This window comes from Kordia sp., from assembly GCF_050633145.1.
Lineage (GTDB): Bacteria > Bacteroidota > Bacteroidia > Flavobacteriales > Flavobacteriaceae > Kordia.
In genome coordinates this window covers 1-25593 of record NZ_JBOEFY010000023.1, presented here as the reverse complement: position 1 = coordinate 25593, position 25593 = coordinate 1, and the positions used below count along the sequence as shown (strand labels likewise).

At 33.6% G+C, this 25593-nt stretch carries 22 protein-coding genes and 1 tRNA gene; 14 read left to right on the top strand and 9 right to left on the bottom strand.

The features are described from left to right. The 10 genes from ACRBBL_RS11515 to ACRBBL_RS11470 all read left to right on the top strand — a co-directional run bounded on the left by ACRBBL_RS11515 (position 1) and on the right by ACRBBL_RS11470 (position 12515). The gene (locus ACRBBL_RS11515) at positions 1–432 is read left to right on the top strand and encodes a lipocalin family protein (protein WP_431369201.1); all 432 of its coding nucleotides are present in this window, start codon (positions 1–3) and stop codon (positions 430–432) included. Continuing rightward, on the top strand, positions 429–2477 hold the full coding sequence (locus ACRBBL_RS11510) for a beta-N-acetylhexosaminidase (RefSeq protein WP_431369200.1): 2049 nt from the start codon (positions 429–431) through the stop codon (positions 2475–2477). Before ACRBBL_RS11515 ends, ACRBBL_RS11510 begins: the two co-directional genes overlap by 4 nt. 7 nt (positions 2478–2484) lie before the next feature. Then, entirely contained in the window at positions 2485–3102 is a 618-nt protein-coding gene (locus ACRBBL_RS11505; protein ID WP_431369199.1) for a LacI family DNA-binding transcriptional regulator, read from the top strand. A 12-nt stretch (positions 3103–3114) separates the two neighbouring features. Then, entirely contained in the window at positions 3115–3426 is a 312-nt protein-coding gene (locus ACRBBL_RS11500) for a hypothetical protein (RefSeq protein WP_431369198.1), read from the top strand. Positions 3427–3436: 10 nt separating this feature from the next. Then, a complete protein-coding gene (locus ACRBBL_RS11495) occupies positions 3437–4303 on the top strand; it encodes a BadF/BadG/BcrA/BcrD ATPase family protein (protein WP_431369197.1) in 867 nt (288 codons plus the stop codon). Positions 4304–4366: 63 nt separating this feature from the next. Beyond that, complete coding sequence (locus tag ACRBBL_RS11490) at positions 4367–5599, top strand: T9SS type A sorting domain-containing protein (protein ID WP_431369196.1); 1233 nt, start codon at positions 4367–4369, stop codon at positions 5597–5599. Between the two features lie 77 nt (positions 5600–5676). After that, positions 5677–7035, top strand: a complete 1359-nt coding sequence (locus ACRBBL_RS11485; protein ID WP_431369195.1) for a Gfo/Idh/MocA family protein — start codon at positions 5677–5679, stop codon at positions 7033–7035. Then, on the top strand, positions 7035–8114 hold the full coding sequence (locus ACRBBL_RS11480; protein WP_431369194.1) for a mevalonate kinase family protein: 1080 nt from the start codon (positions 7035–7037) through the stop codon (positions 8112–8114). The genes ACRBBL_RS11485 and ACRBBL_RS11480 overlap by 1 nt, the downstream gene beginning before the upstream one ends. Positions 8115–8131: 17 nt before the next feature. Further along, positions 8132–9022 carry a sugar phosphate nucleotidyltransferase gene (locus ACRBBL_RS11475; protein ID WP_431369193.1) on the top strand — a complete coding sequence of 297 codons (891 nt, stop codon included), beginning with the start codon at positions 8132–8134 and terminating at the stop codon, positions 9020–9022. A 217-nt stretch (positions 9023–9239) separates the two neighbouring features. Further along, positions 9240–12515 (top strand): VCBS repeat-containing protein, encoded by a 3276-nt coding sequence (locus tag ACRBBL_RS11470; RefSeq protein ID WP_431369192.1) that lies wholly within the window; start codon positions 9240–9242, stop codon positions 12513–12515. 344 nt (positions 12516–12859) lie between these two features. On the opposite strand, the gene ACRBBL_RS11465 is transcribed toward ACRBBL_RS11470, so the two are convergent. From ACRBBL_RS11465 to ACRBBL_RS11455, 3 genes are all read right to left on the bottom strand, one after another. Beyond that, positions 12860–12933 (bottom strand) — tRNA-Asn (locus ACRBBL_RS11465). Between the two features lie 103 nt (positions 12934–13036). Next, positions 13037–14365, bottom strand: a complete 1329-nt coding sequence (gene rseP, locus ACRBBL_RS11460; protein ID WP_431369191.1) for an RIP metalloprotease RseP — start codon at positions 14363–14365, stop codon at positions 13037–13039. A gap of 120 nt (positions 14366–14485) precedes the next feature. After that, a complete protein-coding gene (locus ACRBBL_RS11455; RefSeq protein WP_431369190.1) occupies positions 14486–16228 on the bottom strand; it encodes a M1 family metallopeptidase in 1743 nt (580 codons plus the stop codon). Between the two features lie 139 nt (positions 16229–16367). Between ACRBBL_RS11455 and ACRBBL_RS11450 the strand changes: the two genes are divergently transcribed. The 4 genes from ACRBBL_RS11450 to ACRBBL_RS11435 all read left to right on the top strand — a co-directional run bounded on the left by ACRBBL_RS11450 (position 16368) and on the right by ACRBBL_RS11435 (position 19636). Further along, positions 16368–17036, top strand: coding sequence for an SCO family protein (locus ACRBBL_RS11450; protein WP_431369189.1), 669 nt, complete (start codon positions 16368–16370; stop codon positions 17034–17036). 82 nt (positions 17037–17118) lie between these two features. Next, entirely contained in the window at positions 17119–17343 is a 225-nt protein-coding gene (locus tag ACRBBL_RS11445) for a FeoA family protein (RefSeq protein ID WP_431369188.1), read from the top strand. 12 nt (positions 17344–17355) lie between these two features. Then, on the top strand, positions 17356–19512 hold the full coding sequence (feoB, locus tag ACRBBL_RS11440; RefSeq protein ID WP_431369187.1) for a ferrous iron transport protein B: 2157 nt from the start codon (positions 17356–17358) through the stop codon (positions 19510–19512). A 4-nt stretch (positions 19513–19516) separates the two neighbouring features. Continuing rightward, positions 19517–19636: a FeoB-associated Cys-rich membrane protein gene (locus tag ACRBBL_RS11435; RefSeq protein ID WP_431369186.1), complete on the top strand. Its 120-nt coding sequence runs from the start codon at positions 19517–19519 to the stop codon at positions 19634–19636. 12 nt (positions 19637–19648) lie between these two features. Here the strand turns inward: ACRBBL_RS11435 and ACRBBL_RS11430 are convergent, their stop codons facing one another. The 6 genes from ACRBBL_RS11430 to ACRBBL_RS11405 form a co-directional block, all read right to left on the bottom strand. Beyond that, the gene (locus tag ACRBBL_RS11430) at positions 19649–20302 is read right to left on the bottom strand and encodes an outer membrane beta-barrel protein (RefSeq protein ID WP_431369185.1); all 654 of its coding nucleotides are present in this window, start codon (positions 20300–20302) and stop codon (positions 19649–19651) included. Positions 20303–20472: 170 nt separating this feature from the next. After that, positions 20473–21120 carry an outer membrane beta-barrel protein gene (locus ACRBBL_RS11425; protein WP_431369184.1) on the bottom strand — a complete coding sequence of 216 codons (648 nt, stop codon included), beginning with the start codon at positions 21118–21120 and terminating at the stop codon, positions 20473–20475. Between the two features lie 464 nt (positions 21121–21584). Continuing rightward, positions 21585–22154 carry a cysteine peptidase family C39 domain-containing protein gene (locus tag ACRBBL_RS11420; protein WP_431369183.1) on the bottom strand — a complete coding sequence of 190 codons (570 nt, stop codon included), beginning with the start codon at positions 22152–22154 and terminating at the stop codon, positions 21585–21587. Positions 22155–22171: 17 nt separating this feature from the next. Next, positions 22172–23563 (bottom strand): metal ABC transporter permease, encoded by a 1392-nt coding sequence (locus ACRBBL_RS11415; RefSeq protein ID WP_431369182.1) that lies wholly within the window; start codon positions 23561–23563, stop codon positions 22172–22174. Further along, the gene (locus tag ACRBBL_RS11410; RefSeq protein ID WP_431369181.1) at positions 23556–24629 is read right to left on the bottom strand and encodes a metal ABC transporter permease; all 1074 of its coding nucleotides are present in this window, start codon (positions 24627–24629) and stop codon (positions 23556–23558) included. The genes ACRBBL_RS11415 and ACRBBL_RS11410 overlap by 8 nt, the downstream gene beginning before the upstream one ends. 81 nt (positions 24630–24710) lie before the next feature. Further along, positions 24711–25448 carry a metal ABC transporter ATP-binding protein gene (locus ACRBBL_RS11405; protein ID WP_431369180.1) on the bottom strand — a complete coding sequence of 246 codons (738 nt, stop codon included), beginning with the start codon at positions 25446–25448 and terminating at the stop codon, positions 24711–24713. Positions 25449–25593 lie beyond the last annotated feature (145 nt).

Here is a 25593-nt window from a genome sequence, read left to right as displayed (position 1 = left end):
ATGAAAAAAATAACACTTCTTTTTTTAATGCTTTTCAGTCTTAGTAATTGTGCTAAAAAAGAAGATTCAAACAATATAGAAGGTACTTGGAAAATGGTGTATGCAGAAACTATAGAAAATGACACCATTACACTAAAAGACCTATCGAATACAACTTTTATAAAAATCATAAATAAAAGTCATTTTGCCTTTTTCAATCAAGAAAATACAGGCACTACCAATTTTTATGGTGGCGCAGGTACATACACATTAAAAGGCAATACGTATACAGAGATCTTAAATTTTACGGCTGTAGAAGCCATAAAAAATCATCCATTCTCTTTTACAATTGAAATTAAAGGAGACACTTTAATTCAATCGGGAATTGAAAAAGTAGAAGCCGCTGGATTAGACAGACACATTGTAGAAAAATATATTAAACTCAAAAAATGAATAGAATTGTTCTCATCATAATCGCTGGACTTTTTAGTCAATTAGCAGCTTCTCAAAACGCATTGTCTGAGAAGTACAACTTAATGCCTTGGCCTCAAGAAATCCAAGAAAATAATTCTAAATTCAAGATAAATGAAGCGTTAACTATTACGATTCTTGGAGACGATTCAAAAGAAAGAGTACACAAAGCAGCAACAACATTTTTAAGAAGACTTTCCGGTAGAACTGGCGTTTTTATTGACACAGGTTTTCCTGTTGAAAGTAAAAATGCTGCTATTAAAATTAACTTTGAAACGGTTTCAGACTTAACAATTCATCAAAATGAATCGTATACGTTAGAAATTAAAAATGATGAGATCCTTATACAAGCAAAAACAGATGTTGGCGCTTTAAGAGCGCTTGAAACCTTATTGCAATTAACAACACATAACACTTCCGAATATTACTTTCCTGGAGTCACAATTCAAGATGCACCACGATTTGTTTGGAGAGGTTTAATGATTGATGTTGCCAGACATTTTCAGCCTGTAGGTGTTATAAAACGAAATTTAGATGCAATGGCATCTGTAAAATTGAATGTTTTTCATTGGCATTTAACGGACGATCAAGGATTCAGAGTGGAATCGAAAGTATATCCAAAACTACATGAACTCGCTTCAGACGGTTTATACTATACGCAAGCGCAAATAAAAGATGTGGTTCAATATGCTTCTAATTTAGGAATCAGAGTCATTCCAGAATTTGATGTACCAGGTCATGCTTCTGCTTTTCTAACTGCATATCCAGAATTGGGCAGTAAAGACGGTTATAAAAATAACATCGAAAGATATGCAGGTGTTTTTGATCCGACATTAAATCCAATAAAAGAAGAAACATACATTTTCTTAAAAAATCTGTTCACTGAAATTGCGCCGTTATTTCCAGATGAATACTTTCATATTGGTGGCGATGAAAACGCAGGAAAACATTGGACAGAAAACAAAGAGATTCAAAAATTTAAAAAGAAACACGATTTAAAAACGAATCACGATTTACAAACGTATTTCAACATTCGATTGGAAAAAATCTTAAAGAAATTGGATAAAAAGTTGATGGGTTGGGACGAAATTATGACGCCTACGATGCCTACAACAGCAGTAATTCATTCTTGGAGAGGCACAAACGAAGGATTAAAAAGTAGCACCTTAATTGAAGCTGCAAAAAAAGGATACAACACAGTGCTTTCCAATGGCTATTATATTGACCGAATGCTTTCTGTAAAGCATCATTATACCGTTGATCCAATTGGAAAAGCAGTATTAACCAAAGAAGAACGCAAACGCATTTTAGGTGCTGAAACTACGATGTGGAGTGAATTGGTAACTCCGTTAACAATAGATTCAAGAATTTGGCCAAGAACAGCAGCCATTGCAGAACGTTATTGGTCTGCCAAAGAAGTAAATGATGTTGACAATATGTTTCAAAGAATGTCAGCCGTAAATCTTCAACTAGAAGAATTAGGAATTACACACATTCGCAATAGAGATGTTATTTTGCGAAACATGGCTAAAGGTCAAGATATTACTTCATTAATTACGCTATCAAACATTTGCGAACCTTTAAAGATTTATTCACGAAACGAAGGTGGTACAGAATACAAATCTTTTTCTCCTTTTACACTATTTGCTGATGCCTGTACTGCCGATGCAAAAGATGCACTTATTTTTAATAAAAATGCATCGCAATTTATAGATAATAAAAGTAATCGTAGCTACGGTAAAATTAGCTATTATTTAGAAAAATGGAGTCGTAATCATGTTTCGTTTACTAAAATTTCAAAAAATCCAATTGTACAACCTTTAGCGGCTTTATCTAAAAACTTAGCGGAAATTTCAAAATCGCTACAAAGATCACTTCAAACTAAAAAAATTACACAAGAAGAATTTAGTGTATGTAAAAATTATATAACACAACTTAGAGAGCCATTTGCAGACACAGAATTGGCTATTGTAGATTCCTTAGAGAAGCTACTATTTTTCTGTGAAGCAAACTATCTTACTAAATAACAAAAAGATGTTCAACTCAAGTAAAAAACCAATAAACGTTACATTAAAAGATATGGCAACTATCTTAGAGTTGTCTATTTCTACAGTTTCAAAAGCGTTAAACGATAGCCCAGAAATAAGTGATGCTACAAAAAATAAAGTACACGAAGTGGCAAAATCGCTCAACTACAAACCGAATATTATTGCGACGGCTTTGCGAAATAAAAGAAGCTTAATATTAGGTGTAATTTTACCAGATTTAAAAGACGCATTCTTCTTAGAATCTCTAATTGGAATTACGGAAGAATCCTCTAAAAACGATTACAAAATAATGGTGTATCAATCGTGTAATGACTACAAAAAAGAGATTGCGTATACCAAGCTATTATCTGAAAGCAATATTATTGACGGATTGATTTTTTCTTCCATAAAAGAAACCGTTGCATCAAAAAAAGTAGCTCATATTCAAAGTGTTACTAAAAGAGGATTGCCTGTAGTCTATATAAAAAATAACATCAAATTTTCTTCAAACTTGGTTCAGAAAAACAATCCTGATTCAGAAAAAGACGGATTCAAAACTGGACAGAATTGTGTGAAAAAATTATTGAGAAAAATTGAAAACGAGCAACTAAATTTAAGTGCTTAAAACAACTAAAAAGTGGATAACGAAACAAACATATCTTTTGCAAGTCCTTATCATCAATTGATTCGTAAAACTACGTTCTCTTCATCGAAGCGTTATCACAAGTTTATAAATTGGGTAAGTGGCGAATTTGACTTGTACTTACAAGATGAATCAAATGGACTGCATGTTTTTTTCCCGGAAGGAAAATTTCACATTAAAAGTGATACAGAAAATGACACTCCTGTGATCGCTGAAATTCATCTAAAAAGTAAAGTGCTTCAAAAAGGCATTGATAAGATTGACGAAATCATGTCTGTCTATAATTCATTAGCAAAAATTTCCTAAAACTAAAAAAATGGTATTAATAGCAGACAGCGGTTCTACAAAATGTGATTGGATTTTATATGAAAATAAAGAAAAGCAACCTTTACGAATTAGAACGGAAGGACTAAATCCTGTTATTTTAAGTAAAAAGGAATTACAAAAAATCATCACAGAAAACTCAAAATTAGTTGCATATAAAGACAAAGTTACTTCTGTTTGTTTCTTTGGAGCTGGTTGCGGTACTAAAAAAAATCAGGATAAAGTTGAAGATATTTTAAATGCATTTTTTAAAAACGCTACAGCTATCGTACGAGAAGATATTATGGCTGCCGTTTGGGCTACTACCAATGAGCCTGCAGTTGTCTGCATACTTGGCACAGGTTCTAATTGTTGTTATTTTGATGGACACACTACGCACTCAAAAATACCTTCGTTAGGTTATATGGTGATGGATGAAGGAAGCGGAAATTATTTTGGGAAGAAACTATTAAGAGGTTATTTCTATAAAAAAATGCCTGAAGAACTGCGGCTTTCGTTTGAAGCGACATTCAATCTAAAAGAAAAGAAAGTTATTGATAAGCTCTACAAATCTGCTACACCCAATAAATACTTAGCTGAATTTGCAAAATTCATGTTTGAAAACAAAGAATACGCATACATTAAAAAGTTGCTTGCAAAAGGAATGGCTAAATTTATTGAAAATCACATTTTACAATACCGTGACGAACTAAAAACAGTTCCACTGCATTTTGTAGGTTCTATAGCATATCATGGAAAAGATTTTATAAATAATGAATTAGCTAAAAAAGGTTTACTAGCAACTAGCTTTGTGAGAAGACCTATGGAAAACTTAATTCATCACTTAAGAGAAGATAATTTTCATGTAGAACTACATTGATTTTTTTTCAAATATTGGTAGGATAAAAACTTAGATAAGTGTTTTATTAGCAAACCACCACAAATGACAAAAAGAAGCCTACTATATATCATAGCTATTTTATTTTCTTGTGTGCTACTAGCGCAAGACACTAAAAAAGTATTATTCTTAGGAAACAGTTATACCGCATCCAATAATTTACCTTCAATGATAAGTAGTATGGCAACTAGTACTGGCAATACACTTACGTATGATTCTAATACGCCTGGCGGTTATCGGTTTATGAATCATGTTTCTAATACTACAACGATTAACAAAATCAATGCAAATAATTGGGATTTTGTAGCCTTACAAGCGCAAAGTCAGGAAACTTCTTGGGAACAATCGCAAATGGAGGTTGAATTGTATCCGCATGCAGCATCTTTAATTAATACCATCCGAACAAATAATGCCTGTACCCTACCTCTATTTTATATGACTTGGGGACGAGAAAATGGCGATGCAAACAACTGTGCTGCTATTCCGTGGGTTTGTACGTATGAAGGTATGGATGATGCAATTAGAGCAACCTATATTCTTATGGCAGAGCAAAACAATGCACAAGTATCTCCTGTGGGAGCTGTTTGGCGTTATTTACGCACCAATGTACCAAATATTGATTTGTATACTGGAGATGGTTCTCATCCTTCGCTTGCAGGTTCGTATGCAGCGGCATGTGCATTTTACACCATGATTTTCAAAAAAGATCCAACTCTAATTACGTGGAATTCATCTTTGCCAATAACGACTGCAAACGCTATAAAATTGGCTGCTAAAACAATTGTTTTTGATGATTTAAATGCTTGGGATTTTACAGCATATTTCAATCATGTTACAAATATTGATGAAGTAACATTTGCCTCAGAAAATGACTATGAAAATGTAACTTGGAACTTTGGAGATACTAACTCTTCAACACAAGAAAATCCAGTACATACGTATGCTGCAATTGGTGACTATCAAGTAACGCTTACGGTAACAAAATGTGGTGTAGAACATACGTATACCAAAACAATAAGTATTACGGCTTTAAGCATTTCTGATCCTACAATTGATAAGATAGAAATCTATCCGAATCCAGTAAAAAATGAAATCCATATAAAAAACACATCCAATCCAGTAATCAACATCGAAATATTTGATGTCAATGGAAAATTGGTGCTTACAAAAAAGAATGAATTAGAAGTGATAACTATAAATGAATTAGGAAGTGGTATATACTTTATGAAGTTATATACTCAAAATAGTAACTCATCTTGGAAATTTATAAAAGAGTAGTTTTTCTATAACAGTTTCAAACTTCTCATATAATTTCCTAGTTTTATAGACATCTTAACCAAACCAAAAAAAACAGGATGAAATCGAGAAGAAATTTCATAAAAAAAGTAGCTGCTGCTGGAGTAGGTATATCTGTAGTTCCGAACATTGCTTTTGGATCTATAATAAATACAAACAAGCAAAAATTAAAACTAGCCTTTATTGGCGTTGGACTTAGAGGAACGAATCACTTAAATAACTCTTTGCAACGAAAGGATATTGAAGTAACTGCCATTTGCGACATAGATCCTAAACGAATAGAAATTGCCTTAAAAAAGATTGAAGAAGCAGGTTATAAAAAACCAAAAGTCTTTGGGAAATCTGACCATGATTATAGAAATTTATTAGACCTAAAAGAAGTAGACGCTGTTATCATATCAACACCTTGGTTGTGGCATACCAAAATGGCTGTTGATTCCATGAAAGCTGGAAAATATACAGGTTTAGAAGTATCTGCCGCCAACACACTAGAAGAATGTTGGGATTTGGTAAATACGCATGAAGCTACAGGTTCTCATTTAATGATTCTTGAAAATGTAAATTACCGCCGCGATGTAATGGCTGTACTGAATATGGTGCGACAAAATGTTTTTGGTGAATTGGTACATTTTAGATGTGGTTACCAACATGATTTACGCTTTGTAAAACTGAATGATGGAAAAACTCCGTATGGAAAAGGAGTCGAATTTGGTGAAAAAGGAATCTCAGAATCCAAATGGCGTACGCAACATTCTGTATTAAGAAATGGTGATGTATATCCTACGCACGGAGTTGGACCAATGGCAACCATGTGCGATATAAACAGAGGAAATCGTTTTGTTTCCTTAACGTCAAATGCTTCAAAAGCTATTGGACTTCATAATTATATTGTAAAACATGGAGGAGAAGATCATCCAAATGCAAAAGTAAAATTTAAGCAAGGTGATGTCATTACCACAACGATTGAAACAGCAAAAGGAGAAACCATCATTGTAACCCACGATTGTAACTTGCCAAGACCATATTCATTAGGTTTTAGAGTGCAAGGCGCAAATGGTTTGTGGGAAGTTGATGGAAACAGAATATATATAGAAGGAAAATCAGATCCGCATCGTTGGGATGCTGCTGACGAATGGCTTAAAAAGTACGATCATCCATTATGGCAAAAATATGGTGAATATGCTGCTGGTTCTGGCCATGGCGGAATGGACTTTTTTGTGTTGAATGCTTTTGTTGAATCTGCCAAAGAAAACATTGCACCACCATTAGATGCGTATGATGCTGCAGCTTGGAGTGCCATTACTCCACTTTCGGAAGCGTCTATTGAAAACAATGGCGCACCACAAGATTTCCCAGATTTCACGAGAGGTATGTGGGTAAAACGCACACCATACAATTGGATTAAAAATACGTACTAATGAAGGAAATAATATCATTAGCTTCTGGAAGAACCTGCCTTTTTGGCGATCATCAAGATTACTTAGGTTTGCCAGTTATTGCTTGTGCAATTGACAAATTCATAAAATTAGTAGCTGTTGAAAACAATTCAGCAAGTTTCAATATATCCAAACCAGATATTGACGAACAAAGAACCATACAAATTGATGCCGTAAACGAACATACAGACATCATTGGAGATCATTTTTTAGCGGTTTTAAAAGTTTTACAAACATATAACTGTATTCCAACAAAAGGATACGACATTACCATTACGGGAACAATTCCGATAAACGCAGGACTTTCAAGTTCATCAGCAGTTGTGGTAGCTTGGGTGCAATTTTTACTAGAAGCTTTTGGATGTAATGAAAAAGTAACGCAAGAGTTTATTGCTCAAATTGCGTACGAGGCAGAAGTGGTTGAGCAAAAATCATCTGGTGGAAAAATGGATCAATATAGTATTAGCTTGGGCAATATTATATACTTGGAAACAGACGAAAGTTCAGCATACGAAACCATTCCTAAAAAATTACCAGGACTCATCATTGGTGAATCTGGTATTCCTAAAGACACTTTGGGAACGCTAAAAGAATTAAAAGAAAACGCTATACTATCTATTGAAAAGGTAAAAGAATTTGAAGGGAATTTTGATATAAGAAGCATCAAAAAAAATGATTTAAAAACCTATGAAAACTATTTAACAACAGATTTACAACCGTATTTCCGTGCAGCAGTTTTAAATTATTTGATTACGCGAAAAGCATTGACTGAATTTCGAAAAGACGAATTAGATTATACAGCAATAGGTCATTTAATGTATCAACACCATGAAATTTTAAGAGACTTATTACACATTACAGTTCCAAGAATTGACGATATGATTGATGCTGCATTAGCAAATGGCGCTTTAGGAGCAAAAATAGTAGGTTCTGGAAAAGGTGGAAGCATTGTAGCTTTGGCTCCTGAAGGAAAAGAACAACAGGTAATTGACAGCATCAAAAATGCGGGAGCTGTAGACGCGTATTTAGTATCTATAGATACTGGAGCTAGAATCGTATAACGAGTACAAACAACTAAATGCATACAAATTTAATCATATTGGCTGGAGGCGCTTCTTCAAGAATGAAAAAGCAAACGACACTAAAAAGTGTAAGTGAACAAGAAATCGCGGAAGCCAATCAACGAAGTAAAAGTCTTATCAGTGTAAATCCTGATGGACGACCAATACTCGATTATTTATTGTACAATGCAAAGTCGGCTGGATATAAAAACATCTATATTGTTGTTGGAAAACAAAGTGAATTATTTAAACAATTCTATGGAAGTAAGGAAAAAAACAATGCTTTTCATGGGCTTAACATTTCCTTTGCTACACAACATATTCCGCAAGGTCGAACAAAACCTTTTGGCACTGCAGATGCCGTATATCAAGCCGTGACACAATATCCTGAGTTGAACACACAATATTATACGGTTTGTAATAGTGATAATTTATATTCATCAAATGCATTTTTAGCATTACGAAAAACAACGAGCGATCATGCTTTTGTTGGATATGATAGAGATGCTTTGGAATTTTCTCTGGAAAGAGTTGCACGCTTTGCCTTAGCTAAGTTAAATGCAAAAAATCAATTAGTAGGTATTATAGAAAAACCTTCCTTAGATGAAGTTGATGATTACAAAGATGCTTCTGGCGTATTGAGAGTGAGCATGAATATCTTTAAATTTAAAGGAGCTATTTTTTTTGACTATCTAAAGAATTGCCCTGTTCATCTGGATAGAAACGAAAAAGAATTGCCAACTGCTTTGCTAAACATGATTAAAGAGCATCCAAATACAGTTGAAGGCATTCCTTTTTCTGAACATGTTCCCGATTTAACGGCTAAAGAAGATATTTCTATTGTTAAAAACTATCTGGCAACGCATTATAAAAGCTTAGACTGGAATGATAGTAATAAAATAACGTGAGTTCGACGTAAGAAGTCGGTAATATAATCACAACCAAATAAGATCAACTCTTGTCACTTCGAGCGCAGTCGAGAAGCTAAAGAAAACGATCATTTTTATTGAATCTCGACTGCGCTCGATTTGACATTTTGTTAAAACATTGAAAGTCAAAAGTTGTAAAATTAAATTGAACTCATATTAAAATAGAAACATCCTAATACTAAATAAATCCTCTGAAATGATATTTTTAAAGCAACATAAAATCTTTTACTTCGCGATACTTTTTTTAGGTATTGGTTGTGCTAAAAAAACAGCAGAAAAAAGCGACACATTATTTAGTTTGATAAACAACGAACACACAAATGTTCATTTTAAAAATGAGGTAAAAGAGAATCTTTATTTTAACTTTTTAAACTATTCATACATTTATAATGGTGGCGGAATTGCTGTAGGAGATATTAATAATGACGGATTGGATGATGTGTATTTTTCTTCTAATCAAGGAAGCAATGCGTTGTACTTAAATAAAGGCGATTTTGCATTTGAAGATATTACTAAGAAAGCAAAAGTGTCTGATGAAAATGGTTGGACAACTGGCGTTACCATGATTGATATTAATAATGATGGTTGGTTAGATATTTATGTATGTAAATCGGGATCTTTAAAAAATCACAATCCTCGAAAGAACAAATTATACATCAATCAAAAGAACAATACTTTTAAGGAAAGTGCTGCGGCATACGGAATTGATCATTTTGGATTTTCTACACAAGCCTATTTTTTTGATTATGATTTAGATGGCGATTTAGATTTGTACTTAGTAAATCATCGTTTTGACTTTCAGAATAATACCAACATTGATCCGCGAATTCAACAACGAAAAGAACCGTACAATTCAGATCAATTATTTAGAAATGACGGAAAACGTTTTACGAATGTGACCAAAATTGCTGGTATTGAAAACAAAGCTTGGGGATTGAGTGCTTCTATAGGTGATTTTAACAATGACAATCTTCCAGATATTTATGTAGCTAACGACTTTTTAGAACCTGATTTTCTATATATAAATCAAGGTGATGGAACTTTTAAAGATGAAATTTTAGACCGTTTCAAACACATTTCTGCAAATAGTATGGGATCGGATTTTGCTGATATCAACAACGATTTACAACCCGATTTGATTGTTTTAGATATGTTAGCCGAAGATCATGTACGAAGCAAAGAAAACATGGCAACGATGAGCACGGAAAACTTCCATGCTGTTGTCAATGCGGGTTATCACCATCAATACATGTCTAATATGTTACAACTCAATAATGGTGATGGAACGTACAGCGAAATAGGACAATTATCGGGCATTGCAAAAACCGATTGGAGTTGGGCGCCATTAATTGCCGATTTTGATAATGACGGATTCAATGATGTATTTGTGACCAATGGAATTGAGCACGATCTTTCCAATCAGGATTTTAGAAATAAAATGAAGACTAATATTCAAAATCGAAAGAAAGTGTCTTTAGAAGAAGCGATCAATATGATGCCTTCAAACACATTAAACAATTATATTTTTCAAAACAATCAAGATCTTACTTTTTCCAACAAAACAAAAGATTGGGGTTTTGATTCCAAAGTGAATTCTAGTGGCGCAGTGTATGCCGATTTGGACAATGATGGCGATTTAGATATCATCACCAATAATCAATCTGCGGAAGCACAGATTTACAAAAATCATTCAGAAGGAAACTCCGTTACTTTTTCTCTTGTCGGAACTGCTCAAAATAAAAACGGAATTGGAACTACAGTTAATGTGTATGCTGACGGATTACAGCAATCTAAAACATTGTTGGTAAGTAGAGGTTTTCAATCGTCAGTCACAAATAAATTGCATTTTGGTTTGGGCGAAATCACACAAATAGATAGTGTTACAGTTCGTTGGTCAAACGGTAAAAAACAATTGCTTTCTAATGTAAAAACAGGCAAAACAATTACGCTAGATTATAAAAATGCAACTCAAGAAAAAGCAGAAAATTCAAATTTAACAGCATTATTTGAAACGATTCATCCTACGGATTTAGGAATTGAATATGTTCACAAAGAAAATGAGTTTAACGATTTTGATTTGCAAGTGCTCTTACCGCAAAAGCAGTCTGAAAAAGGAAATCCTTTAGCAGTGGCTGATGTGAATAATGATGGTTTAGATGATTTCTTTGTGGGAAATGCAACAGGAACTTCAGGGAAATTATATGTTCAACAAAACGATGGAACTTTTACTGAGAAAAGTCAAAAATTATTTGAAGGCGACAAAAAATATGAAGATACCAATGCACGATTTATTGATGTTGACAACGATAAAGATCCAGATTTGTATGTAACTTCTGGAGGATATGAAAATGAAGAAAATAGTGCGTTGTTACAAGATCGATTGTATATAAATGATGGAAAAGGGAATTATAAAAAATCCAATCGTTTGCCTAAAATTCGAGCAAATACAAAAGGGATTGCTCATGGAGATTATGACAATGATGGCGACATCGATATTTTTATTGGCGGAAGCACAACTCATGGAAAATATCCACTTGCAGAAACATCATACTTGCTAAAGAACGAAAACGGAAAGTTTATAAACACGAATGATAGCGTAATTTCTGAAATCTCAGAATTACAGTTAGTCAATGATGCACTTTTCTCTGATTACGATGCAGATGGCGATTTAGATTTAATTGTAGTTGGCGAATGGATGCCAATTACCATTTTTGAAAATAACGATGGGAAATTCAGCAAAAAGAATCTTTCTGAACTTAGCAATACAAGTGGTTGGTATCAATGCATTACGGAAGCGGATATTGATAACGATGGTGATAACGATTACATTATAGGAAATTGGGGAACGAACAATAAGTATCATCCAACAAAAGAAAAACCATTGCATATTTACGCTGGGAATTTAGATCAGAATACTTCCTTTGACATGGCGTTGAGTAAAGTATCAAAAACGGGCGAATTACTTCCTGTGCGAGGAAAACAATGTTCTTCTGAGCAAACTCCAGTTTTAAACAGCAAACTAAAAACCTACAAAGATTTTGCCAGTTCTACATTGCCGGAAATCTACGGACAAGAGAAATTGGCGAATGCTACACATTTGGAAGTTACCAACTTCGAATCGATCATTCTTAAAAATAATGGAAAAGGGAATTTTAACATCGAAACATTGCCAAATCATGCACAATTTGGACCAACTTTAAGCATTGTAACTCATGATGTAAATAAAGACGGTTTTTTAGATGTTTTTGGTGTTGGAAACATCTATGATGCCGAAGTAGAAACTATTCGTTACGACGCGTCTAAAGGTTATCTATTAGTAGGAAACAACAAAGGAACGTATCAATATTCTAAAGACGCAAGTTATTTAAATCATTCAGAAGCAAAATCCATTCAGAAAATTGTGATAAACGGCACGACTCATTTTATCATTTTAAATAAAAACGGGGAATTGAAGGTTTTAAAGGGGAATTAACGTGAGTTAGATATAAAAATCATAGACGTTACACATAAAGTATTGAAAAATTAATCATTTGTCAGTTCGAGCACAGTCGAGAACACTAGGAAACTATAAGTTTCAATTGAATCTCGACTGCGCTCGATTTGACATTTACGATAAGACATTAAAATCAATCATAGCTATTGAACCTATAAATCGTTTCTGACTACTACAATCCTACTTAGATGCAAATTTTTAAACCGAAATACTTATTAGGTTCTCAATTCAACTTCGCTAGAATACATCTATAAAATTGATGGTTTCACGAAAAGTATAGCCATAAAAAAAGCCATCATTTCTGATGGCTTTTAAAAGCTTTGCTCCTCCTCAAAGACTCGAACTTTGGACCCTCTGATTAACAGTCAGATGCTCTAACCAACTGAGCTAAGGAGGAGTGTTATTGCTTTTTGCGGTTGCAAATATATGCTATTTTTTATTTTGAACAAACATTTTTTTTAAAATTTTAAAAAAAATTATTCCTCTTTTATTTCTTTTTATCAAGCACCTTTTATTAAGTTCCAAATATCATTTCCAAAAATGACAACCATTAAACTCATAATGATTACAAAACCAACTATTTGACCAATTTCCATTACTTTTTGCGATGGTGCTTTCCCCACAATTATTTCGTAAAGTAAAAACATTACATGTCCACCATCTAAAGCTGGGATTGGTAAAATATTTAAAAAGGCCAACCATACTGAGAACATCGCCATGAAACTCCAAAAGAAGTACCAATTCCATGATGTTGGCATCATATCTACAATTCCAATAGGTCCTTTTACTTTTTTGTATCCTTGAATTACAGGGTTGAAAATTAATTTAAATTGTTTTACCTGACGTACCAATACATTTATAGTTTCATTAAAACCTCTCGGTATTGATTCGAAAAATCCGTATTCTTTTGTTACAAATAAACGCTCATTCGCTTTTTGTCCATTTAATCGTACTCCAATAGTAGCACTATCATTTACTTGAACAGGTAATACCATTTCTCTGCCATCTCTTTTTAAGGTAAGGCTGATCTCTTTACTTTTATTGGCTTTTATCTTAGTATCAAATTCGTCCCAGAACTTAATTTTAGCGCCATTTACGGCAAGTACTTCATCATTAACTAATAATCCTGCTTTTTTAGCATTTGTGCTGTCTTTTACTTCTCCAATAATAGCAGCTACACGCGGATTTACAAAGTTTCTTCCTTGACTGTCTAAAGCGGCTTTTTTTCCTTCATCACTTAAGGGAACAGTAATTTCTTTACCATCGCGCAAAACCGTTACTTCATCACCAAGTAAAAGATCAATATTTAAGTATTTATCTAGTTTTTCAACTTTATTACCATCAATAGCAAGAATGTTATCTCCTGTAAGTAAACCAATTTTTTCGCTGGTTTCATCTACATAAATACCATCTGGAATTTTATTTACAGGAATATACGATTCCCCATAATACATAAATATTGAAATGTAAATTACCCAAGCCAATAAGAAGTTTACAATAACTCCACCTAACATGATTATTAAACGTTGCCAAGCTGGTTTTGAGCGAAATTCCCATGGTTCTGGCGGTTTTTCCATTTGCTCCTTATCCATGCTTTCATCAATCATTCCAGCAATTTTCACATAACCACCTAAAGGAAGCCATCCAATTCCATACACAGTATCACCAACTTTCTTCTTTACAATAGAAAACCATGGATCAAAAAATAAATAGAATTTTTCAACTTTCGTTTTAAAAAGTTTTGCTGGTATGAAATGCCCTAATTCGTGAAGAATCACAAGAATAGATATGATAAGGACAAACGATGTAATCTGAATAAATAATCCCATTTATAGTATAAAATGTTTATAGAACGCACAAAAGTAAGCTTTTATGATTACTTATAAAAAATAGCGGCGACCTAAAAATTGGATTTTAATATATTTACTCAGAATGTGTGTATTGTAGTATTATTTTTTAGCAGTTACGAGTGTAGTTTTATTGGTTGTAGATTGAATTTCCAATTCGGCAACAGCTTCAATATCAATTCTAACACTGTTGTTTTTAGAAATTAAATCGAATTTTGGATCAATGATAATATCAGAGATTTCAAAATCAACTGCTATTGCAAATTCTTGTCCATCAAAAGTATGATCTACAGTAATATACTGCTCTTCTCCTTGCATTCCCACAACTAAGAAAGATACATTCATTTCAAAGAAATCAACTTTTTTGTTTGATTGTGCTTGATTCATTGTAATATTCAATTCACTCTTAGCTCCTTGATACCAAGCTACATCATACGAAGGATATCCTTCTCCGTAAATCCAATCGTTAAAAAACGCTTGTAAATCTTGTCCGCTTGTTGTTTCTAAATGTGCTTGCAATTGATCTGAATCTGCATAACCATAGGCTAATTGCTCATCATTTAAATAATTTCTTAATGCTTTGAAGAATACATCATCTCCTAGCTTTTGGCGCAACATGTGAATTACCATTGCTCCTTTATTGTAGGTTAATCTTGAACTGAAAATACGTCCAACATTATCTAACTTTTCATCTTCAACATACACAGAACCGTTTCTTGAAGTTGTAATGTCTGCAATTTTCCCACGTTTCCAGTTAATGAAGTCTTCTTCTCCATCAAAATGATTTTCAACCAAACCAGTTAAATACGTTGCAAAACCTTCATTTAACCAAATGTTATTCCAAGAATCACAAGTTACTTTGTTTCCAAACCATTGGTGTGCCAATTCGTGAGCAATTAAAGATCTACTAAAATTCCCCATAAACGAAATTGTAGAATGCTCCATTCCGCCACCATATTCAAACTCTGCATGACCGTATTTTTCATCTTTAAAAGGATACTCTCCTAATAAATCTTGAAACAAGTTCATAATTTCAACAGTCACTTTCGTGTACTCTTCTGCTTTTTCTCTTGATTCTGGATATACATAGTTTACAATGTCAAAGCTATGTCCATTTCTTTCTACAGTCTGTGAAAAAACTTCGTAGTCAGTTACCGCAACACCTATTAAATACGTAGGAATTGGGTAGTTATGTTGCCAATGAGTCGTCATCAAAGCTCCTTCTTGAGTTTCTGATATTACCATTCCGTTGGAAACAGCTTTGTAAGCTGCAGGAGCCGTGATGATGACGTCAATTTGATCTATTTTGTCGTTTAAGTCTTGCTTACATGGCCACCATTCTCTTGAACCGTAAGGCTCAGAAAGTGTATATAATGATGGCGTATTGTTATGTGTTGTTGTTACAAATCCATTACCATCGTTACTCTTACTAGGAGTTCCTTCGTAAGCTATTTTTAATGTCTGCGTAGCGTCTTCGCAAAGACCTCTATCAAATGTGATAATGAGTTCGTTATTTTTGTGTGTAAATTGTAATGTTTCGTCTTTAGTAGTTACAGAAGCAACTTCTAAGTTGTCTGATAAGTCAAAAACAATAGTATCTGTATTTTCTATAGTGCGGAATTCTGTTGTAACTTCTCCTTTGATATAATGTATAGCTGGATCAACTTCTATTTCTAATTTTTGAGATAATAAATCGTAAGAAGCTGTATTTTCGTTTGCTTGAAAATCCTGTAGTTGTTTTGCCTTATTATACTCTCCTTGAGCCACGTCAATCAGTTCCTGATCTGTTTGGCTAAAAGCGACAAAAGTCCATAAGAAACCAAGGGCTAAGATGGTTTTCTTCATTGTTAAGTTAGATTTGGGATTAACAATATAGGAATTTTTCACTATCAAAAATAAAAATCGTAATTTTGTACAGGGTTTTTTCGATGAATACCCCAAAATTTATCGATGAACTGTAAATTTATCCGCTAAACGACATCAAATGCTATCATTTTTTAAAAAATACAGACTTTTTGCGATTGTAATGAGCTGTTTATCAGCAATTATCATGAGTGCAATCTACTTTATGCTTCGCAAGAAAAATGTACTTCCTATATATCAACCTACTAATGTAAATGTCGAATTAGTTGACAATTCCATACAACATGTAAGTAAATATCATAAAATAAATGATTTTTCACTTATAAATCAGAATGGGGAAACGATCACGCAAGACAATTATAAAGGGAAAATTTATGTAGCAGATTTCTTTTTTACAACCTGTGGTACTATTTGTCCGATCATGACAAAAAATATGGCAGACATCCAAAAAGAGATTCTTGACGATGATGACATTATGTTGTTATCACATTCCGTTACTCCAGAAATTGATACCGTAGCACAATTAAAACGCTATGCTATTGAAAAAGGTGTAAATGATGCAAAGTGGAATTTAGTCACAGGCGATAGAAAGCAAATTTATGACTTGGCGCGTAAATCATATCTAGCTGTAAAATCAAATGGTGATGAAGATTATAGTATGGTTCATACCGAAAATTTTATGCTGATTGATAAAGAACGTCGCATTCGCGGATTTTACGATGGTACCAAAGAAGAAGAGATTGAACAACTGCTAGAAGACATCGAAATACTAAAAGATTCATACGAATAGCGCTTTTTTTACATGGAAGTTTTCTAACTAAACTTTTTAACTTATTTTTGCTTCTTTAAAATTAATCTAAATAAAAGAAGATTTGACTGTTGCAGATTTACAAAAAGGAGAAAAAGCCATTATTCTTGATTTTCCTGTAGATACAATTCCGCTAAAACTCATAGAAATGGGTTGCTTACCTGGAAATGAAGTGGAACTTGTACAAACTACCTTATTTAATGGTCCTTTGTTTTTAACGATTAATGATAGCAATATTGCTATTAGAAAAGATACTGCTGCAGAAATTCTAATCGAAAAAGTCCTTTAATCCTATTTGTTAATGAGTGATTCAACAATAAAAGTAGCCCTAATAGGAAATCCAAATACAGGAAAAACATCTTTATTTAATCATTTAACAGGATTAAACCAAAAGGTTGGAAACTACCCTGGAATTACAGTCGATAAGAAAACAGGAACTTGTAAACTGTCCAAAACACAAAAAGCTACAATTTTAGATTTACCGGGTACGTATAGTTTGAACGCTTCTTCCGCTGATGAAAAAATTGCAATTGATATTTTAAACAATCCTTCAAATGCGAATTATCCTAATGTTGCCGTTGTGGTAACAGATGTGGAGCAGTTGAAACGAAATCTACTCATTTTCACGCAAGTGAAAGATTTAGAAATTCCGACAATCTTAGTCATTAATATGGCAGATAGAATGAAGTCGAAAGGAATTTCACTAGACGTTCAACAATTGGAAGCCGATTTAAAAGCTAAAGTTGTTGTTATCAGTTCTAAACAAAAAACAGGAATTGATAAAGTAAAAGAAGCTATTATAGAGTACAGTTCGCTTTCTACAGAGCGCTGTATTCCTGCTGAAAAGATTGAAAAAAATACTGTTACACATACGGAGTTACTCACTTCATTATCAAAAATTGAGCTTAAAAAAGTACAACATCGCGAAACCATTATTCGCTATCAGTTTATCAATGAAGCATTAAAAAAATCGTATACTGTCGATCGATCGAAAGCTAGTGACATGCAAGCAAAGCTCGATCGAATTTTTACACATAAATTCTTCGGATACGCCATTTTTGCAATTTTATTATTGTTGATATTTCAAGTAATTTTTGAATGGAGTAACATACCAATGGATCTTATTGACGGTGCTTTTGGCTCGTTGGCAGATTGGACAAAAGAAGTATTGCCCGCAGGAATGTTTACCGATTTACTCGCCGATGGAATAATTGCTGGTTTGGGCGGAATCGTCATATTTATTCCACAAATTGCCTTTCTATTTCTCTTTATTTCCATTTTAGAAGAAAGTGGCTATATGAGTCGTGTGGTCTTTTTGATGGATAAAATAATGCGCCGATTTGGATTGAGCGGAAAAAGTGTTGTGCCTTTAATTTCGGGTGCTGCATGTGCAATTCCTGCAATCATGGCAACCAGAAACATTGAAAGCTGGAAAGAACGCCTCATCACTATTTTGGTTACGCCGTTTATTACCTGTGCTGCACGATTGCCTGTGTATGCAATTCTAATTTCACTTATTATTCCTGGTGAACCTATCTTCTGGTTTTTCACTTGGCAAGGAATTACGTTAATGTTATTATACCTTATCGGATTTGCCATTGCTTTGATTTCTGCTTACATCTTACACAAAACCTTAAAGATTGAAAGTAAATCGTATTTTGTAGTTGAATTGCCAAAGTATAAAATTCCATTATTCAAAAATGTGGCGTTTACGGTTATTGAAAAAACCAAAGCATTTGTATTTGAAGCCGGAAGAATTATCTTGGCGATCTCCGTTATTTTATGGGTATTAGCGTCTGTTGGTGTCAATGATACTTTTGATAATGCAGACACGATCATTACGGAATCAATTGCTGAAAATGGTTTTAATGAGATTCAACAAATTTCGTTACAAAACAAAATCATTCGCTTTGAAAAAAGCGTACGTGAAGAAGCAAAAGAAGCTGGAAAAACGTTAAATGCAAAAGAGATGAATTCAGCTGTAGCTGGAAAAATCCCAGAATTTAAAGAAGCTGTAATAGAAGATGAAATTGCTGGATTGCGATTAGAAAATTCTGTATTAGGAGTCATCGGAAAAACCATTGAACCTACTATACGACCTTTAGGATACGACTGGAAAATAGGAATTGCTTTGGTAAGTTCGTTTGCAGCACGTGAAGTATTTATAGGAACCTTGGCAACTATTTATACCGTTGGAAGTGAAAGTGATGATGAAGAAGGAAATACGATAAAAGCCAAAATGAGATCGGAAGTACATGCAAGTTCTGGCAAAAAGGTATTTACGTTTGCTTCAGGAATATCATTATTATTGTTTTATGCATTTGCCATGCAATGTATGAGTACGTTGGCAATTGTAAGAAGAGAAACCAACAGCTGGAAATGGCCAATGATTCAATTAGGCGCCATGACGGTTATTGCGTATGTAGCAGGATTAATTGCGTATCAATTTTTAAAATAAGAGTATGATTCAGGAAATATTAGTTGGTATTACATTTTTGATTGCAGTAGGTTTTATTGTGAAGAAATTTTTCTGGAAAAAGAAAACCGCAAAAGCTTGTGGAAAAGACGATTGCGGTTGTTAGTAATTGTTGCTTTTAAAAATAATAATTCAATCCAAAGAATAAATTTGAAGTATTTAGAGATAAACTGAATCCTTTAGAATCTGAATTAGAATTGTTGAGTTTATTTTCAGAATCTGCACTAGCATATCCTAGTGAGCCAATGGAAGTTTCTAATCCTAAGTTTTTATTCAGCATCAATGTAAATCCTGGACGCACACCTATAAATAGGCTATTGGTTCTCCAGTTTTCCTCATTATTACGCTCAATTTTAGAATGAGAAAAACGAGTCTCTCCTTGTATAAAAAAAGCTAGTTTCTTTCCTATTCCTTTATAGTAACGCACATACGGAAATACTCGATATGTATTCCCCTTATCTTCAAAATCTGATACATCAGATCGATCATCTTGTTTTTGTTTGTTATGTGAATATCCAAGTCCTAATCCAATAAAGAGATTATTACTAATAGCATAACTATATGAAGAGTTGATGTTGAAATGAAACCTTTTAGTGTTATAATTTTGTGTTTCAGAAATAAAATCTGAATCTGTTGCTCCTAGCGATAAATTCACATTCACAAACTGCGTTCCTTTCGCAAAAGTAAGCTTATCAGAGTCGTTTTTAGTGTCATCTTGAGCATTTACAAAGGCAATAATTAGTAGACATGCTACTAGCGTAATTTTTTTCATAATAATGGTTTTAATGTTTAATGTTACAACCAAATGTAAGAAAGCAGTTATAATACAAATATGACTTTAACAACGTTTTAGCCTTTTTTAATAAAGTTTAACGTAAAAAGAAAACCGCAACAATCTTTAAAAGACAGTTGCGGTTTTACGAAATATGTTTTTATCTTTTTTTAGAAATAGTAACTTAAACCAACCAATAAGTTTGATGAGTTTAATGAAAAATTGAAACTGTTAAAATCAGATTCTGAATTGTTTCCTTCGTCTTCAACATTGCTTGTTGTATATCCTAAAGCACCGATTGAAGTTTCTAATCCTATATTTTTACTAAGCATAAAAGTTAATCCTGGTCGTACTCCAAAAAAGAATGAATTCGTTGTTCGAGCATTTGTATTGTTCACTTCATTCTTTGAATGAGAATAACGCGTTTCTCCTTGAACGAAAAAAGCTAATTTCTTTCCAATTCCTTTATAGTAACGTACAAACGGAAATACTGAAAATGAATTGGTACTCGCTTCATTATCCAAAACTCCATTCAAGTCATTTTCTCTTGAATTAGTAGTATACCCAAGTCCTAATCCTAAGAAAAAATTATCGCTAATTGCGTAACTGTATGATGGATTAATGCTAAACCCAAAGTTTCTAGACTCTTGCGTTTGTATAGCTCCATTTAAGTCAGAATTGGTAGTATTCAAAGATAAATTCAAGTTGACGAATTGTGTTCCTTTTGCAAAGCTTAATTTGTCGGTAGTTTTGTCATCATTTTGTGCGTTGACAAAAGCAAATGCTAATAGAAATACAAATAATGTAATTTTTTTCATTGTAATGTTTTTAATGTTAGATTAATCAAATGTATTATAGCCAATATAAAAAATAGGCATGTTTAACATATTTTTATTGGTTTTTGTAAGTGCCTATAAAGTAGGTAGGTTTTATCTAAAAGAAAGATACAAAGGAAAAAATAGGGCATAAAAAAAGAGAGTGTTAAGCCTCACTCTCTTTTCTTAACAAAAGTTGTTAAGTTAATGTCTTAAGTTAAACAACTAAATGATTTCTAAAATTACTCAATACTAAAGTACATTCTTTATCTATGAAATGTTCAATATTTAGGTTAATGCACATAGTTTATCGATAAATGCACTGAGTTCTTCGATGAACGGTAATTTCAAAAAACATAATGTGCTGAAAATCAATTAACTAACATTTGTTAGTTAATTTTTACATTTCTGAAAGAATTTACGTTTTTTAAGCGTGTCATTTATCTTTATGATACTGAAGAATCTGTTTATTTTTTCTTATTTGCTATGGCAATGGCACTCGGTTTTGTTGTTGCATTATAAAACTTTGTTGTTGTTTCAAAAAGCAATGCATAGCCATTTTCTTTGGGTTTAGCCTTATTAACATCACTCATTGCCCAGCCTGCTAAAAACTGTTTTTTCGAATATGTTAGTAATCCAATTGCAGGATCGGCTACCCAAACACTATCTTTACTCATATTATATACTACAGCAAAATGTCTGTTTCGCCAATGTACCATAGCTGGATATGGCACTTCTTCAAAGAAAGTATCATAATCTATTTCTACCGCTAAGGTTTTAAATCCTATAGTTTCGGCCGCATCGGCTATATCTCCTAAAGAAGTTCCTTCAGCTCGTAGGTTGGCAAGTTTATTCAGGGTTTCTATTCCGTAATCTGTTCCATAATGTTTACTTATCATTTGCAAGCATGTAGGACCACATTCTACTTGATCTTTTTGTAGAATGATTGGAAATGACTCTTTTTGAGTTGCTAGTTTTTCTTCTCCAGTCGAGAACAATACAAAAAATATATACCAAAGTATTTTTATGATATCCATCTAAGCAAAAATAGTTTTTATCCTCTAAACAAAAAGAAATCATCTTTCATTTCTTCTATCTCGGTGTCTTTATTGGTGATAATATAATCAATGGCTTTTTCGGTGAAATCTTCTCCCTTTTCAGTCAAAGAAATAATTTTATCTGTAACTGTAATCATATTATTCTTTTTCGCCAATTCCACAATAGATTGTGAACGCAATCGCTGCCAATTAATGTGCTCATTTAAATGCTTTACATGACGTTCGCTTTCTTCTTTATGGTTTCGAATGTGCAGTAAAAACACCAACAACATGATTTCTGTTTTTTGCTGTCGTACTTTATAATATCCATAAATTAAACCTCTTTTTGGCAAAATATAGATTAAAACAGATGCCAATATAAGTGCAATAAGAAAAATATATAGATAATCGACCCAGACAAATTCTGAGAATACAGTTCGTATTTTATCGCCAAACAACTTACGTTCAAAATCAATTCCGCTTGCCATTGCAAGTTCATAATATTGATAAAAAATAATGCCTGTTCCTGTAGCAATACTTACTACTATAGACATAATTATTGGCTCAAAAACTAATAGAAATAGAACAGCTAAAACTGTAGTCATAGAACCTGAAATAGACGCGTCTAAAATATGTGCTAACCAAAAACCTGCTATGGACGCAACAACTCCAAAAAAGCAGGAAAGTAACAGCATTTTCTTCAAATCTTTGGTAAATAAATACGCTGTTGCTGCAGGCGCTATCATTAATGCGACAACAAGTATGGGGCCAACTGCATCAAAAGCACCAACAATGGTTACCGATGAAACTGTCATTAATCCGTAGTGCATAATTACTGGAGAAAACCCTAAAGCCGCTGCCAAACCAGCATCAAACGTACTGACTTTTAATTCTTTGAAAAAAGCAAATAGTAAAATTAGAGTCACAAGTAAAATAGAGCCAATTACCCAAATGGCTTTTGGACCTAGGCTGACACAGGAATCTGCAACACCTTCTTGACAGTTGATTAAGATATTATCAAACGCAACCAAACTCAAATCACCAACCATAACAGAGTCAATATCTAAGTGTACATCGTTGGCATTTTTCGAAATCAGAATTACCCCAATACTAAACAATGCAGGAAACACCAATCCAATAGCGGTATCTTCTTTTACCAAGCCAGTTTTTTGAATGAATTCGACTAAAATCACTGTGACGACTCCAGCCAACGCAGCTAAAACAATCAATAACGGTGAAGATGTATCTTCCACAATAAAAAACCCAATCACAATACCTAATAAGATTGAATGACTTATTGCATCACTGATGAGCGACATTTTACGCAATACCAAAAACGTACCTGGAATTGCACAGGCAATAGCAACCAGCGTAACAACAATTTGTATGGTGATTTGCGCGCTATCCATGAATATCTTGTACTTGTTGGTTGTATAAATTGGCGGCGGTTTTGTAGCCTTCTTGCGTCATTGACCATTGTTGTCCATCAATTTGCACATAATTCAAATCTACAAGTTCCTGCAAAGAACGTTTGGAAAATCCTTGAAAACCGTTTAATATTTTTATCGCATGCGGATGCGAGATATTTTCGTGTGTTTTGGCAATTTCATACATAAACGCCAAGGTTTTTTGCATTTTGATATTGTTTCTGTTTTTTCGAAAGCGAATTTCTCTAAATAATAATCCTCTTTTTGGCGAAAATATAAAGGAGAATAATACAAAACTTGCCGCTACCAATACAATTACGGGACCTGTAGATAGGTTTCCAACAACCGTACTAATTCCTGTTCCAAAAACTCCTGAAAACGCTCCGAATATAGCAGCCAATATGACCATTTTTTCTAAGCTATTTGTCCATTGTCGTGCCGCAGCAGCTGGCGCTAACAACATTGCGCTCATCAAAATAACGCCAACAGTTTGCAAACCTAATACAATCGTAATTACAATGAATGTTGTGATTAAAATGTCTATAAAACGCGTGTTGAAGCCTAGTGTTTTGGTATAATCTTCATCAAATAGTAAGATTTTAAATTCTTTCCAAAAAACCAATAAAATGAGCAATGCAATTCCGGCAACAATCGCAATAAGCCACACATCTTTTACTAGTAAAGTTGCGGCTTGTCCAAATAAATAGGTGTCCAATCCAGCTTGACTGGCATTCGGCTGTTTTTGAATAAAGGTTAAGAGCAACATTCCAAATCCAAAAAATAAGGAAAGTGTTAAACCTAAAGCCGTATCTGATTTTAGGTGTGTTTTTCTTGTAATACTTCGAATCCAAAATGTACCAATCAATCCGCTAATTAAGGCACCAAGCAAAAATAGATTGCTGTCTTTTACGCCTGTAATAAGAAACGCAATGGCAATTCCTGGCAAAGCGGCATGTGAAATAGCATCTCCTAAAAGGCTTTGTTTTCGCAATACAGCAAAACTTCCCAACATACCACAAATAGCACCTAATATTGCAGTTCCTAACATCACAACTCGCGCTGTATAATTGGAAAAAATAAGTTCTATGTATCCTTGAAAATCTATGGTTTCTTACTTTTTAGTTGTTTTTTATTCCTGAACACTTACTTTATAGTTAATACCGTAAGTTTTGGTCAAGTTGTCATCATTAAAAATATCTTTTACGGGACCTGTGGCAATTTTTTTCACATTCAAAAACGTAACCCAATCAAAATATTCGGGAACTGTTTGCAAATCGTGATGCACTACTACAACTGTTTTTCCTGCTTTACGGAGTTCTTTTAAGATGTTGATAATTGCTTTTTCAGTGGTTGCATCTACACCTTGAAAAGGTTCATCCATGAAATAAATTGAAGCATCTTGCACCAAAGCTCTCGCTAAGAAAATTCGTTGTTGTTGTCCACCCGAAAGTTGGCTTATTTGTCTGTTTTTAAAAGGCAACATCCCAACTTTTTCCAAGGCTTCCAGTGATGCTTTCTTTTCTTTTCTCCCAGGACGTTTAATCCAACCGAGACTTCCATACGTTCCCATCATTACAACATCTAATGCCGTTGTTGGAAAATCCCAATCAACACTTCCTTTTTGCGGAACATACGCTACTAACGATCGTTGTTTTGCATAGGGCTTTCCATAAATAGAAACTGTTCCTGCTATTGGTTTGATAATTCCTAGAATTGATTTGATCAACGTAGATTTTCCTGCGCCATTTGGTCCTACAATGCACATCAATACACTTTCGGGAATCGCTAAATCAATATCCCACAACACAGGTTTATAGTCATAAGCTACTGTAAGATCATCTACCGTAATTGCGTATTTTTCTTTCATTTGATCAGGTTTTAAGCTTTAGGTCGCTTCGCTTTTGGGTTTTAGTTTTTTGTTAATTTGTCAATTCGAGCATTATCGTAGATACCGAGCGTAGCTCACGAGAATCTTTGATTCACTATGAATCCAAAGTACTTCTCGATACAAC

What these genes read in the sequence shown, in the direction of transcription:
- ACRBBL_RS11515 (WP_431369201.1), top strand. Translation starts at nt 1, where the DNA reads ATGAAAAAAATAACACTTCTTTTTTTAATGCTTTTCAGTCTTAGTAAT.
- ACRBBL_RS11510 (WP_431369200.1), top strand. Translation starts at nt 429, where the DNA reads ATGAATAGAATTGTTCTCATCATAATCGCTGGACTTTTTAGTCAATTA.
- ACRBBL_RS11505 (WP_431369199.1), top strand. Translation starts at nt 2,485, where the DNA reads ATGTTCAACTCAAGTAAAAAACCAATAAACGTTACATTAAAAGATATG.
- ACRBBL_RS11495 (WP_431369197.1), top strand. Translation starts at nt 3,437, where the DNA reads ATGGTATTAATAGCAGACAGCGGTTCTACAAAATGTGATTGGATTTTA.
- ACRBBL_RS11490 (WP_431369196.1), top strand. Translation starts at nt 4,367, where the DNA reads ATGACAAAAAGAAGCCTACTATATATCATAGCTATTTTATTTTCTTGT.
- ACRBBL_RS11485 (WP_431369195.1), top strand. Translation starts at nt 5,677, where the DNA reads ATGAAATCGAGAAGAAATTTCATAAAAAAAGTAGCTGCTGCTGGAGTA.
- ACRBBL_RS11480 (WP_431369194.1), top strand. Translation starts at nt 7,035, where the DNA reads ATGAAGGAAATAATATCATTAGCTTCTGGAAGAACCTGCCTTTTTGGC.
- ACRBBL_RS11475 (WP_431369193.1), top strand. Translation starts at nt 8,132, where the DNA reads ATGCATACAAATTTAATCATATTGGCTGGAGGCGCTTCTTCAAGAATG.
- ACRBBL_RS11470 (WP_431369192.1), top strand. Translation starts at nt 9,240, where the DNA reads ATGATATTTTTAAAGCAACATAAAATCTTTTACTTCGCGATACTTTTT.
- rseP (WP_431369191.1), bottom strand. Translation starts at nt 14,365, where the DNA reads ATGGGATTATTTATTCAGATTACATCGTTTGTCCTTATCATATCTATT.
- ACRBBL_RS11455 (WP_431369190.1), bottom strand. Translation starts at nt 16,228, where the DNA reads ATGAAGAAAACCATCTTAGCCCTTGGTTTCTTATGGACTTTTGTCGCT.
- ACRBBL_RS11450 (WP_431369189.1), top strand. Translation starts at nt 16,368, where the DNA reads ATGCTATCATTTTTTAAAAAATACAGACTTTTTGCGATTGTAATGAGC.
- feoB (WP_431369187.1), top strand. Translation starts at nt 17,356, where the DNA reads ATGAGTGATTCAACAATAAAAGTAGCCCTAATAGGAAATCCAAATACA.
- ACRBBL_RS11435 (WP_431369186.1), top strand. Translation starts at nt 19,517, where the DNA reads ATGATTCAGGAAATATTAGTTGGTATTACATTTTTGATTGCAGTAGGT.
- ACRBBL_RS11430 (WP_431369185.1), bottom strand. Translation starts at nt 20,302, where the DNA reads ATGAAAAAAATTACGCTAGTAGCATGTCTACTAATTATTGCCTTTGTA.
- ACRBBL_RS11425 (WP_431369184.1), bottom strand. Translation starts at nt 21,120, where the DNA reads ATGAAAAAAATTACATTATTTGTATTTCTATTAGCATTTGCTTTTGTC.
- ACRBBL_RS11420 (WP_431369183.1), bottom strand. Translation starts at nt 22,154, where the DNA reads ATGGATATCATAAAAATACTTTGGTATATATTTTTTGTATTGTTCTCG.
- ACRBBL_RS11415 (WP_431369182.1), bottom strand. Translation starts at nt 23,563, where the DNA reads ATGGATAGCGCGCAAATCACCATACAAATTGTTGTTACGCTGGTTGCT.
- ACRBBL_RS11410 (WP_431369181.1), bottom strand. Translation starts at nt 24,629, where the DNA reads ATGTTAGGAACTGCAATATTAGGTGCTATTTGTGGTATGTTGGGAAGT.
- ACRBBL_RS11405 (WP_431369180.1), bottom strand. Translation starts at nt 25,448, where the DNA reads ATGAAAGAAAAATACGCAATTACGGTAGATGATCTTACAGTAGCTTAT.